Origin of the sequence: Burkholderia sp. MSMB1498 (genome assembly GCF_001526245.1) — a bacterium.
Taxonomy (GTDB): Bacteria; Pseudomonadota; Gammaproteobacteria; order Burkholderiales; family Burkholderiaceae; genus Burkholderia; species Burkholderia savannae.
The window spans coordinates 56,195-67,565 of the sequence record NZ_LOYJ01000106.1 but is presented as its reverse complement, the minus strand read 5'-3'; the positions used below and the strand labels follow the sequence as shown (position 1 = coordinate 67,565).

11 protein-coding genes and 2 pseudogenes are annotated in these 11,371 nt (G+C 58.6%); 5 read left to right on the top strand and 8 right to left on the bottom strand.

Annotated elements, in window-relative coordinates; translation table 11 throughout:
* Positions 1-136: 136 nt before the first annotated feature.
* A pseudogene (locus WS91_RS24180) lies at positions 137-457 on the bottom strand (IS21 family transposase); the annotation flags it as partial.
* Between the two features lie 47 nt (positions 458-504).
* On the opposite strand from WS91_RS24180, the gene WS91_RS36960 reads away from it, so the two are divergent.
* Complete coding sequence (locus WS91_RS36960; RefSeq protein ID WP_197422274.1) at positions 505-642, top strand: hypothetical protein; 138 nt, start codon at positions 505-507, stop codon at positions 640-642.
* A 169-nt stretch (positions 643-811) separates the two neighbouring features.
* Here WS91_RS36960 and WS91_RS24175 read toward each other — a convergent pair whose 3' ends face one another.
* From WS91_RS24175 to WS91_RS24145, 7 genes and pseudogenes are all read right to left on the bottom strand, one after another.
* Positions 812-1,006 (bottom strand): hypothetical protein, encoded by a 195-nt coding sequence (locus WS91_RS24175; RefSeq protein WP_059577591.1) that lies wholly within the window; start codon positions 1,004-1,006, stop codon positions 812-814.
* Positions 975-1,754, bottom strand: coding sequence for a type III secretion system protein (locus WS91_RS24170; RefSeq protein WP_059577593.1), 780 nt, complete (start codon positions 1,752-1,754; stop codon positions 975-977). Before WS91_RS24170 ends, WS91_RS24175 begins: the two co-directional genes overlap by 32 nt.
* A complete protein-coding gene (locus WS91_RS24165) occupies positions 1,723-2,307 on the bottom strand; it encodes a type III secretion apparatus protein OrgA/MxiK (protein WP_059577596.1) in 585 nt (194 codons plus the stop codon). Before WS91_RS24165 ends, WS91_RS24170 begins: the two co-directional genes overlap by 32 nt.
* Complete coding sequence (gene sctJ / locus WS91_RS24160) at positions 2,304-3,170, bottom strand: type III secretion system inner membrane ring lipoprotein SctJ (protein WP_082717319.1); 867 nt, start codon at positions 3,168-3,170, stop codon at positions 2,304-2,306. The genes WS91_RS24165 and sctJ overlap by 4 nt, the downstream gene beginning before the upstream one ends.
* A 4-nt stretch (positions 3,171-3,174) precedes the next feature.
* Positions 3,175-3,477, bottom strand: a complete 303-nt coding sequence (gene sctI, locus WS91_RS24155) for a type III secretion system inner rod subunit SctI (protein ID WP_059577599.1) — start codon at positions 3,475-3,477, stop codon at positions 3,175-3,177.
* A 58-nt stretch (positions 3,478-3,535) separates the two neighbouring features.
* Positions 3,536-3,805, bottom strand: a complete 270-nt coding sequence (gene sctF / locus WS91_RS24150; protein ID WP_059577603.1) for a type III secretion system needle filament subunit SctF — start codon at positions 3,803-3,805, stop codon at positions 3,536-3,538.
* A pseudogene (locus WS91_RS24145) lies at positions 3,802-5,090 on the bottom strand (PrgH/EprH family type III secretion apparatus protein). Before WS91_RS24145 ends, sctF begins: the two are co-directional and overlap by 4 nt.
* A gap of 380 nt (positions 5,091-5,470) precedes the next feature.
* Here WS91_RS24145 and WS91_RS24140 point away from each other — a divergent pair.
* The 4 genes from WS91_RS24140 to WS91_RS24125 are packed head-to-tail and all read left to right on the top strand — an operon-like array spanning position 5,471 to position 11,361.
* Positions 5,471-6,229 carry a helix-turn-helix domain-containing protein gene (locus tag WS91_RS24140; RefSeq protein ID WP_059577609.1) on the top strand — a complete coding sequence of 253 codons (759 nt, stop codon included), beginning with the start codon at positions 5,471-5,473 and terminating at the stop codon, positions 6,227-6,229.
* A 13-nt stretch (positions 6,230-6,242) separates the two neighbouring features.
* Entirely contained in the window at positions 6,243-8,117 is a 1,875-nt protein-coding gene (sctC, locus tag WS91_RS24135; RefSeq protein WP_059577612.1) for a type III secretion system outer membrane ring subunit SctC, read from the top strand.
* The gene (gene sctW / locus WS91_RS24130; protein ID WP_059671183.1) at positions 8,114-9,238 is read left to right on the top strand and encodes a type III secretion system gatekeeper subunit SctW; all 1,125 of its coding nucleotides are present in this window, start codon (positions 8,114-8,116) and stop codon (positions 9,236-9,238) included. Before sctC ends, sctW begins: the two co-directional genes overlap by 4 nt.
* Before the next feature lie 44 nt (positions 9,239-9,282).
* The gene (locus WS91_RS24125) at positions 9,283-11,361 is read left to right on the top strand and encodes an EscV/YscV/HrcV family type III secretion system export apparatus protein (protein ID WP_059671182.1); all 2,079 of its coding nucleotides are present in this window, start codon (positions 9,283-9,285) and stop codon (positions 11,359-11,361) included.
* Positions 11,362-11,371 lie beyond the last annotated feature (10 nt).

Sequence of the window (11,371 nt, the reverse complement as noted above, 5' to 3'; positions counted from 1 at the left end):
CAAATCGGCAGCATGATTGCCCCGGACGTTCCACTTAAAAATCTCAGAAAACTGTCCAAACGAGCGAGGCCACCTCTAAGGTGGTGTTGCGCGGTCAATGGATTATAACGAAGGTGATCATGATCAGGATGCGGAGGACGTATTCCTCCCACAGCAACTGCAGCGTCACGCCCTTGCGGCGCAGGTCGCGGTGCATCGCCGCGTAATCCGGTTCGACCCGCCGGGTCGGGGCCGCGGTTTCCTCCGGCAGGTCCAACCTGATCTCGAGCTCGTCGTCGGCGAGCGGTTCGACGGCAGCCCAGTCGAGTCCCGCTGCGCTGGCGCGTGCGGCGTATGCCGAGATGGCGCCGACGCTGATGCCGATCGCGCGGCTGATCTGGCGGTGCGACAGGCCGCACGCCCACTTCAGCCGCAGTACTTCCTTCAGTTTGCGCATGCTCATCCGATGTGCCGGCATCAACCTGTCCCCAAAAAGAGACAAGGCTAACGCCCGTCGTGAATTGCATGCGCAACACCACCGCCGAGCCGGAAAGGCCATCGCGTTTCGGTTGCGTGATCAGCTGTTTCGGTTCGCTGATCACTCATTCCGGGAACGTGATCACCTGTTTCGGCAAGATGATCGCTCGTTTCGGAAACCGGTGATCAGCGATCACCTTCGACCGAAACGACCGATCACCATCAATCGGAACCACTGATCACGTTCAACCGAAATCGCTGATCACGTTCGCCGAATTACGCACCATGATCCATATCGCGATGGGCGGCCTGTTGTTACGCAGAATCGCTCATCCCTGATTTTTCAACCGCGCTCTTACCAGTTTCCATTGCCGTTGAAGGTCGGACATGCGCTCGGGTCCTCGGGATCTGGAAACATTACCTTCTGCGTGAAATCGTTAATGATCCACTCCTTCATCATGTCTTCGATAGACTTCGGGGATTGCTGTGTGTCATCACCGGACGAACGGTACATGGCTTCAGTTGAAGTCGCGGCTTGCAATGGTGTCATCGGGTGGCTCCTGTTCGGCTGATGTGTCTGCGAGAATGTTTGGGGTACCGGCGTCAACTACGTTGGTGTCGTGCGCGTCGCGACGCTTGAGCCGATGCAGTGCGTCGGTCATTACCTGCCATGCGATTGCGTCGTTGTTCATCGAGCGCACTGTGGTGCGGCATGCGGAGAGCGCCGTGTCGCTCAACTCGTGTGCAGCGTCAAGCGGATCGAATTCGAGAATTTCCTCGTCCCATTCGACAACGAACGAGCGTGTTTCGACGAGCACGATCTGCACCGACGGATAAGTGTCCTTCAGGCGCTTGCGTATCGCTGGTGCGATCCTCTTCGCGCGGTTCGGCACCGACACGCGTAGCGGGCGATTGCTCGGGCATGCGCGGCGGTCTGCAATTGCGTCGGTGATGTGCAGAAGTAACCCTGGATCGCCGAGCAAGTGTTCGAGTGATTGACGGACATTTTCGACGACGTGTTCGAGGAGTATCTGCCGCTTCGTGTCGATCCACTCGAGACACTCGACGACTTGTGTGACGGCGAACGCGAACCCGGCCTCGTAGCCGGTTTTTGCTGCGTGGTCGCGGCAGCCTTGCGCGTCCCGTTCGGCATCTCGCACGAGCAGGCGCGCGCGACGCTTCGCATCGTCGATCAATCGTTCGGCGCGAGCCGCTTGTGACAGTGGTTCGTGTTTAAGCAACACGTCGGCAAGCGGTACTAGGGTGTCAGGAAGCTGTCGCAGTGTCGAGGAGCGCATAGTTCAATGCGAAGGAGAAGAGTGTGGCGTGCCAAGCGGCGCGCACGTCGTGAGCGCCGTCTAGGTGGATTTCGAGACGTTTCGCGTACGCTCGCGGGAAGAGAAGCGGCAGGCGCTGGCGCAGCGCGCGTGGCGCATGTTGCAGCTCACCAGCAAGACAGGCGGAGCCGGCCGCTACAATCGTATCGTCATCGGGCGAGTCAGCGCACTCGACCTTCGGCACGGCATGAAGTGGCAGACATAGAAAGCGCTGGCTCGTCGGATCAAGATGCATGTACCGGCAGTGCTCGACGAGCGCCGTGCGTAGTCGCTGCACGCCGATCAGAAAGCAGACGCGCGGCAGGTGTGTCCAATGATTGACGCATTGCCGCGCAACCGGAGCCTCACCCAGATCGAAGTCGATTTTTGTATCGAGGCGAAGGCGATCGATCATTAGCTGATTCGCGATGTCCGCCGGCAAGTTCGTGAGATCGACTCCGGCGATCGTCCGATATTCCGGATGCGCATAGCCGAACGGACCATACATCACGTTCACGAGAGCGTGAGGATTCATCGGCGTGGCTCCCGAATGTTGCTCAATTCCGCATGAGATTCGCTCGCCGTATCGGCTGGTGCAGATGATTCGGCCGCTTCCGATACGGCGATTGTGCCGGGCGCACCGGGCTCAATGTCAGCAATCCGACCTGCTGCATCCCGTGCCGTTGCGTCGCGTCTGCGTCGCAGGTAGACGAGGTAGCCGGTCACTGCGGCCGCTATCGCGGCCGGTATCGCGGTGAGCCAGTAGAGCCACGTTGCACCGGAATGCGATGCGGAAGCAGTCGGCGCGCCGCGAAACAGCGATGGCGCACGGTACAAGATCACCGAGATATCGTCGTAGTCGATGTTGGTGAAGCTGTTCTTCACAAACCGCTTCACTTCACTGACGAGAATGTCTGCATCCACCTCGTTGCGATAGGTGAGCAGTACGGCGGCGTGCATCCGCGCGTCTGCCTTGCCGCTGTCGGACGGCTTGAGCGGATAGCTGATCTGCACGCGCGCCGTGACGACGTTTTGCAGTGCCGCGAGGTTTTGCTCGAGGCGCTGCTCGACTGCCGACAACAGCCGCGCCTGTTCCGCCTGCGGCGACGCGACGAGCGCGTCTGCTGGAAACGCCTGCGCGATCTGCATGCGCGCCTGAGACGGCAGGTTGTATTGCCGCAGTAGATCGACGGCGGTCGGAAAGTCGGCTTGCTCGACGCTGACCGCGTAGCCTGTCTTGCCGAGGTCTTCTTTGTGTACAGCGAGATCGTGCGCCTGGAGCACCGCGACGACATCGTTCGCCTGCTGCTCGGAGAGATTCTTCAGCAGTTCCTGTTGGTGGCACGCGGCGAGCAGCAGCATGGTAGGCAGCATCGAGAAAGAGATGAATCGCTTCATCGCGTCATTGTGCCTTGACGAGCGTTTCCACGGCCGACACCGCCTTGCGTGCGAGTGTGCTCGCGAGCGACATGGAGATGTTGTAGTCGGAGAGCTCGGTTTGCAGCGCGATCAGCTTTTCGGGGCGCGCGAAATTCACCGGATCGGCAAGCTGCGTCTCGATAATTGTTTTCGCGACGTTCGCGTTGTCGTTTGCGTCGGAGAGCGTCTGCTTCAGGATCGTCTCGAGCGTCGCCGGCGGGCCGGACGATTCAATTTCGCTGAGCGACGGAAGTTCGGGCACCGCGTGCGGGTTCGTAATGTTCATAATCGTTCTGGCCGGGACGGCACGGCGTACGCCGCGTCGTCCCAGGCGGATGAAAAAATTATCGGAAGTTCGAGACGATCGACGAATCGATATCCTTCATCGATTTGACCGCACTGGTTTGTGCATTGCGGTACAGGTTGTACTCGGACATGATCATCTGGTAGTTGGAGAGGGCCACCGGGTCGCTGGGGTTCGAGACGAGGGCCGCCTGCGCGTCCGTAAATTGCTTGTTCAGGTCCATGACGCCGTCATCGAATGCGCGGCCGATGCCGGTCAGGTAGCCTGACCATTGGTAGTCTAACTTCACCGAAGTCGGGACATTGCTCATTGGGAATTCACTCCTTCCAAGGGTTGCGGGAAATACCAGGACGCATGATCGAGCAGCACGTAGCCGTCGCCGCCTTCCCGATAGGATTTGCCCTTCAGCCAGTCGGTGCGGAGCGCGATTTTGAAATCTACGCGACGTGTGCCCCACTTGTGGCTGAACGAGTGCATGAGGTTCTGCAACGCGGCAAGTTCCTCGTCGCCGAATGAAGTTGCTACTTCGAAGGTCGCGCCGCCACGTCGCGTAAGTAGCCGGTAGCGTGCACCTATCTTATCGAGTGCGTTGCGCGCTTCCTGTTCGATAGCGCCGACATTCGCATCAATCACCCGCACGTTCTTCACGTATGGCGCCGCTAGACGCAGCGCACTAACCGCGCTCGCTCGCGCTGCGGCGGGCAACCGATCGGAGACGATCAGTTCGGGGCGCTCGGGGATGTCGAGGCGCACGGTCACGAAATCGATGCCGGCTTCATCGAGGTGGCGCTCAAGCCGCAGCCGCTCGGTGTCTATCACCGCGACTTCGACTTGCTCCGGAAGTGCGGCCTTCAGCAACGCCTCGCGGTCCCACTCGGCCCCGTCCTGCGATGCGCTTAGCACGTAGATTCGGCCATCATCGGTCGCGAGGATTGCATTGCGCTCAGGGCTGCCCGTCAGCACACTGCTTACGGTGGCGAGCTTTTGTGCGCCCACGTAGTGCCGAACCACCCAATATGCAAGCGCAGAAAGTGTGGCGCTGGCAACAAGCACAATGCCCAGCTTTAGCGCGAAGCGCACAAGCCCAACGCGTGGCGTTACGCGTTCGTCACTCGCCGCTTGCGCGACTGCTGGGTCAAGCGTGGGCTGCGGCGCATATTGTGTGATGGCGTCGCTCCATGCATCTTGTCGACGCTTGACTGCAAACGCAATATCGCCAAAGCGACAGACAGAATTAAAGGTGGCATATTGCGTTTCCGTACCATCGTCGGATAGAAAATCAACCTCGAAATCCTGGGGGGGGGGGGCGCATCGGCGTGCAAATCTGAAATCTCAGGCGCGCTCGTGGCTAATCGTGAGAAGCGCAAGCGAAAATTTGGCTGGCCGGCTCTGTAAGGAATATACAGTGTGTCGATCGAGCGATTTAGAAAATGCTCTGATCGATTTCCGGCTTCTGCGTTCCGGCGATTATCCGAGAGATCTTCGCCGACATAGAAGAAGATTTCCTTGTCTGGGATTGAAATATCGGAACCGAATAACGGACCAAATAGAATTCGGAGCTGCAGAGCTTCTGGTGAGAAATCTGGTTTATCCATCGCTGCGATCTTCTTTATAGGGCAACATTTGGCGGATCATTCTATTTTGGCGGCGCAGATAGATTGTCTTTGTCGGCAAGTTCACATGCGAAGCGAAAAATCGGAATCGATCAAGGGTGGTTCCGACTTCCGCGGAAGGAGGTGATGCGATGGGTGAAATATACCGTCAGACGGGCGTGCTCCGCTATGAATAAACCTGAAATGTTTTGAATTCGAATATCAAAAAAATCAAATAATTTCTGTTTTTAATGATTTTTGTGAGATTTTTTAATGTCAGATTTTTTTGCTTGATCGGAATGTGGCATCCGACTAGGCTGTGTTTCCGAGAAGGCGTAATAGCGCCCTCGAATTTCGTCGCATTTCATATTAGGAATTGCGTAATGGCTGGAAGATTCGGTAGATTCGATTGCGTTGCAGTATCGCAAGGAAAATCGAGGTTGTTTTCCGGGCCGGCGATTAAGTTGATCAAGCCGGTAACGGAATGCGCGCGCCTGGACGCAATATTTGGGGATGAGTCGTGTGTTGTTTCGATCGATTTGTTTCGATCGGCGCTTGTCGTTATTCCTGGTGACATGAAAATCATATCGCGCGAAGGTGCATGGCGTTTTCACGAAGTCCCGGTATTTGAATCGGCTAAGTTGCTCGCTTTTCTTGAAAGCTGCGCAAAGTCAGATTGTGGCGGTCGTGAGGACTGGTCGGGTGTATCGGGAGGTGCGGTGATTTACGCGCCGAGTGATTTGAGCATCTGGAAATTCGACCGTTGGTTGATCGCCCATGTCATGGGTGCGGAGCGCGACGCCGACCCCCTGCTTGCGTTTCTGCGCGCGCAGGAGAGTTACGGGCTCGTGCGTTTTCTGCTGCGTGAGCGTACGAAAGCGCAGCCAGTGGCCGTCCTTGCCGCTCGCTATGGCGTATCCGAGTCGCACTTCAGGCGTCTGTGCCGTCGGGCACTCGGTCGCGGTTTGAAACGCGAGCTCAGGCAATGGCGAGCGGCGCAAGCAGTACTCGAGATCGTCGAGAGTCGCGAAAGTATGACCGAGGTCGCGATGAGCAACGGCTTTGCGTCGTCATCCCATTTTTCGAGAGAAATTAAAGATTTGTTCGGAATTTCACCGTGCCAGTTCCGACGCAGGACATGAGGAATCTTATCCGATGATGAATTTTGATCAGGCAAAACGACAAGCGACGGCCCTCACGGCGTGGCTGCTGCTGACGGGCACCGCGTTCGCCGCTATGCCCAACGGCGGGAAAACCGTCGACGCAGGCACATCAACCACCGCGACCGACTCGGCAGGCAGCGGCGCGAGCGCGCCGACGCAGGCGGCGAGCACGCCGCAAGATGGTGAGCGACACTTCGTCGCAAGCGATGTGAGCATCAGCGTGCTGCTTAACGCGTTGTCGGGCCGACTGCACAGGCCCGTCGTCGCGAGCGAGACTGTGCGGCGTAAGCATGTGACGGGTGAGTTCGACCTCGCACGGCCGCGAGTGCTCCTCGCGCAGCTTGGGGAGACGATGTCGCTGCTGTGGTATGACGACGGTGCTTCGATCTACGTCTACGACAACTCGGAGATCAAGAATGCGGTCGTGTCAATGCAGCATGCGACCGTTCGCAACCTGCGCGATTTCATTCGCGAAACGCGGCTCTACGATTCGCGCTTCCCGGTTCGCGGCGACGACCTGAGCAGCACGTTTTACGTCACGGGCGCGCCCGTCTACGTGAATCTCGTCGCGGCCGCGGCGCGCTATCTCGATGAAGTGCGCTCGACCGAGGCGAACGACAAGCAGGTGGTCAAGATCGTGCAACTGCACAATAGCTTCGTCGTCGATCGACAATATACGCTGCGCGACAAGCAGATTGACATTCCGGGCATCGCGACGGTGCTAGGCCGAATCTTCGGTACTGTAGAGCGCAGTACACAGGTGGCGAAAGGCGCGCGGCCAGCCGCGGTGCCCGTTGATGCGACGGCGCGCGCCGACGCGTCCAGTACGGCTGCCAAGACGCCATTCTCGCTGACAGCCCCGCTTCCAGCAGCCCCGAATTCCGGCGCGCCCGACATCCTGTCCCCAGGCGCCGGAGTCGAAGCTGGGGCTGGAGCCGAGGCGGCCCGTGGTTTCGTGGTGCCGGCGTCCGAAGGCGTGCGCGCGGTCGCGTACCCGGACACGAACAGCGTGATTCTCGTCGGCCAACTCGACAAGGTGCAGGACATGGAAACATTGATCCATTCACTCGACGTCGAGAAGCGTCAGATTGAGTTGTCGCTATGGATCATCGACATTAAGAAGAGTCGGCTTGACCAGCTGGGCGTTGATTGGCAAGGCGCGCTTGACTTGCCGGGTATCGGCGTCGGTCTCAACAATGGGAGTGGCAGCGGCAACGCAACGACCCTCGACGGCGCGAAATTCCTTGCCTCGGTTGCCGCTCTTAGTCAAACGGGCGACGCGACTGTGATCTCGCGGCCGATCGTGCTCACGCAGGAAAACATACCCGCGACGCTGGACAGCAATCAGACGTTTTACGCAAAGTTGATCGGCGAGCGCGCAGTCCAGCTCGACCACGTGACCTATGGCACGCTCGTCAGCGTGCTGCCACGTTTGTCGAGCGACGGTTCGCAGGTCGAGATGATCGTCAACATCGAGGATGGCAACACCGAGAGTGCGACGGGCGATGGCCAGACCGCAAGTGACAACAATACGATGCCGCTCGTGAATCGCACCGAAATCAACACGGTCGCACGCGTGCCGCGTGAATTGAGCCTACTCGTTGGCGGCAACACGCGCGACGACGTAACTCGTCGTGCGTTCCGGATTCCGGGACTCTCGAGTATTCCGCTCATTGGTGGTCTGTTTCGCGGGCATTCGGATCGGCACGAGCAGGTCGTGCGCGTGTTCCTGATTCAGCCGAAACTGCTGCGCCCGGGCGCAGCGTGGCCGGACGGGCAGCCATGGGAGGCCGGCGATCCGGCGAGCAATGCGACGTTGCGCACGACGGTTCAAATGTTGAAGCCCTTTATGGACGACAAGCAATGAGTTCAATCATCGGTGGTGCGTCGATTGCACGCCGCGGCTTTGCGGTCGACGGCGCGAGTTCGGCGAGCCGGCTCGATGCGGAACCATCGCTCGACGAAGAACCGCAGGCCGGAGCGGTCGAAGTGCAGGTGCAGCTCGCTGATATTGAAGAAGAGTCGGCAAACGCCGCCACGCAATTGAGTCGATTTCGCACGTCGGAGCGAAAATGCCGTCGCAGCGACGACCTCGAACGGATTCTCGACACGGATGCTGACGAGAAACTCGATGATCTCGCGACACTGCTTGGCCGCGGTGGCAACAAGGCCACGAGCGGCAAGCTCGATCTCGCGGTGCTGTTGCGCGAGGCGCGCGAGCGTTTCCGCGACTCGAGCGATCTTCTGCTTGCGCTGCGCGAGTTGCGCAGGCGTCGTCGCCTTAACGGTGAGAACGTCGATGTTGTCGAACGGGCGATCGATGAGATGCTTGCGGGCGGCGACGAAAAGCAGATCAAGGCGGGCATCAACGCAGCGCTGAAGGCGAAGGTGTTCGGAGAACGGATGCAGCTCGATCCACGCCGGTTGCGCGAGCTATATCGGCAGTTTCTCGAGTTCGAGGGCTCCTATCTCGTCGTCTATGAAGACTGGATTGAGCAGTTCGGCGCAAAGAAACGGAAGCGTATCCTCGACTATGTGTGCGCCGCGCTGACCTACGACATGCAATCGCTCGATCCGAGCTGCCGCTGTCCGGCCGAGTTCGGCCCGCTACTGGGCACGTTGCATAACGCACGGATGCTGTCGTCGGCTGATGAGGTGTTCGTCGGCAGACTGCTCAGCGATGAATTCGCGTGTGACTGTGGGCTCACCGAGGAGCGCGCGCTCGCGACGATGTTGGGCGGGCTGCAACGGCCGTTCGCGATTGCGGAGGTATTGATGCGCACGGCGGGCGAACTGCTCGATCCACTTGCGCCGCCCCGCCGTTCACAGTTGTTACAGCTCGTGTTGCGCGCGTTCTTGAGCGTGCCGATCGAGTTATATGGAGAGCCTGACGCGCGCCATGCGGTGATCGGCTCGCTCGAGGATCTGATTAGCACGGCGTACGCGTGCGAGAGACGGTATGCGAGACCGCGTGTAAGTGCCGGTTGAGGTGTGCGTACCTCGACGCTCTCCATTCACTCTAGTCGATAGTTATGCTGAAGAATCTACTGATCAAAACTCAGGCGCGCCCGGAATTGATTGTCCTGTGTCTGATGGTGCTGGTGATCGCGATGCTGATCGTGCCCCTGCCACCATACGTGCTTGATTTCCTCATCGGCTTCAACATTGTGACGGCGCTGCTCGTGTTCATGGGCTCGTTTTATATCGCCAACATTCTCGATTTTTCCACGTTTCCGTCTATCTTGCTGATTACGACACTGTTTCGCCTCGCGCTGTCGATCAGTACGAGCCGTATGATCTTGCTCACCGCGGAGGGCGGCAAGATCATCACGACTTTCGGACAGTTCGTGATCGGCGACAATCTCGTCGTGGGCTTTGTCGTGTTCGTGATTGTCACGATCGTGCAGTTCATCGTCATCACGAAGGGCTCGGAACGCGTCGCCGAAGTAGCGGCCCGCTTCTCGCTTGACGCAATGCCTGGTAAGCAGATGAGCATCGATGCGGACTTGCGCGCGGGCGTTATCGACAACGAAGGCGTAAAGGCGCGCCGCTCGGCGCTCGAGCGTGAGAGCCAGCTATACGGCTCGTTCGACGGCGCAATGAAGTTCATCAAAGGCGATGCGATCGCTGGGATCATCGTCATCGTCGTTAACCTGATCGGCGGCATCTCGGTTGGTGTCGCGCAACACGGGATGACGATCTCCGATGCACTTACGACGTACACGATCCTGTCGATCGGCGACGGCCTCGTCGCGCAGATTCCTGCACTGCTGATTGCGATCGGCGCGGGTTTCGTCGTCACACGCGTGAGCGGATCAGGTACCAACCTCGGTGCGAGCATTGTCGGTGAACTGTTCTCAAATCCGTTCGTACTCCTCGTGACGGCAGTGCTCGCGCTCGCGCTTGGCCTGCTGCCCGGTTTTCCGTTTATCGTTTTTTTTCTGATGGCGCTCGCACTCGGCATGTTGTATGTACGCCGCGAATGGCGCAAGCGCGGCGAATCATCCGCGAGCGAAGGTGGGTTCGTCGGCAAGGTCACAGGTGCGCTGACCGGAAGTGGCTCAGCGAAGCTCTCGACGAGTGACGTTACGGTTGACATCGACATCGAAAAGCTGATTCCGGAAACGGTGCCGCTGATGCTGATGGTACCTGAAGCGGTGAAGCCGATTTTCGAACAGGATGACGTGATCGGCGCATTCAGACGACGCGCATTCGTCGATATGGGACTGAGATTGCCCGACATCCATGTCTCGTATTCGCCGCAAATGCACCCGCGTGAGGCGATAGTGCAGATCAATGAGATTCGCGCGGCAACCTTTGCGATCTGTTTCGATCGGCATCGCGTAATTGGTTCGACGCTCGCGCTTGAAGGGCTTTCGCTCGACGTCGTGCAACTGCCAGACGGCGCGGGTGGCGACGCCTTGTGGGTGTCGTCTTCGCAGACCGATGCGCTCGCAAAAATGGATGTACTCACACGCTCGGCGATCGACGACCTATACGGACAATTTCTCGCGGTGATGCTGAGCAACGTGACAGAGTTCTTCGGTGTACAGGAAGCGAAGCGCCTGCTCGACGACATGGAAAAGAAGTATCCGGAGCTCATCAAGGAAAGCTATCGGCACATTTCAGTACAGCGAATTGCCGAGGTGTTTCAACGCCTACTCACCGAGAAGATCTCGATCCGAAACATGAAGCTGGTTCTCGAGTCGCTCGCGCAATGGGGGCCGAGGGAGAAGGATTCGATTTTGCTCGTCGAGCACGTACGCGCAGCGCTTGCGCGCTACATCACGAACCGCTTCGCTGCGGGGGGAAAGTTACGTGCACTCGTTTTGTCTGCCGAATTTGAAGACACGGTCAGCAAGGGGGTGAGGCAGACATCGGGGGGGGCATATCTGAATCTGGAGCCTGCGATGAGCGAGCAACTGCTCGACCGGCTTGCTCTCGAACTTGCGCGTGCTGGCTTTTCCCAACGCGACATGGTGTTACTTGCTTCAATGGAGGTTAGGCGTTTCGTCAAGCGACTCATTGAGAGCCGCTTCCCGGAACTGGAAGTGCTGTCATTCGCCGAAGTGGCCGACAGCGTCGCAATCGATGTGTTGAAAACCATTTGAGGAGAGAACG

Excerpts from the sequence above, each read along its gene's own strand:
- WS91_RS36960 (WP_197422274.1), top strand. The coding sequence starts at position 505 with ATGCGCAACACCACCGCCGAGCCGGAAAGGCCATCGCGTTTCGGTTGC.
- WS91_RS24175 (WP_059577591.1), bottom strand. The coding sequence starts at position 1,006 with ATGACACCATTGCAAGCCGCGACTTCAACTGAAGCCATGTACCGTTCG.
- WS91_RS24170 (WP_059577593.1), bottom strand. The coding sequence starts at position 1,754 with ATGCGCTCCTCGACACTGCGACAGCTTCCTGACACCCTAGTACCGCTT.
- WS91_RS24165 (WP_059577596.1), bottom strand. The coding sequence starts at position 2,307 with ATGAATCCTCACGCTCTCGTGAACGTGATGTATGGTCCGTTCGGCTAT.
- sctJ (WP_082717319.1), bottom strand. The coding sequence starts at position 3,170 with ATGAAGCGATTCATCTCTTTCTCGATGCTGCCTACCATGCTGCTGCTC.
- sctI (WP_059577599.1), bottom strand. The coding sequence starts at position 3,477 with ATGAACATTACGAACCCGCACGCGGTGCCCGAACTTCCGTCGCTCAGC.
- sctF (WP_059577603.1), bottom strand. The coding sequence starts at position 3,805 with ATGAGCAATGTCCCGACTTCGGTGAAGTTAGACTACCAATGGTCAGGC.
- WS91_RS24140 (WP_059577609.1), top strand. The coding sequence starts at position 5,471 with ATGGCTGGAAGATTCGGTAGATTCGATTGCGTTGCAGTATCGCAAGGA.
- sctC (WP_059577612.1), top strand. The coding sequence starts at position 6,243 with ATGATGAATTTTGATCAGGCAAAACGACAAGCGACGGCCCTCACGGCG.
- sctW (WP_059671183.1), top strand. The coding sequence starts at position 8,114 with ATGAGTTCAATCATCGGTGGTGCGTCGATTGCACGCCGCGGCTTTGCG.
- WS91_RS24125 (WP_059671182.1), top strand. The coding sequence starts at position 9,283 with ATGCTGAAGAATCTACTGATCAAAACTCAGGCGCGCCCGGAATTGATT.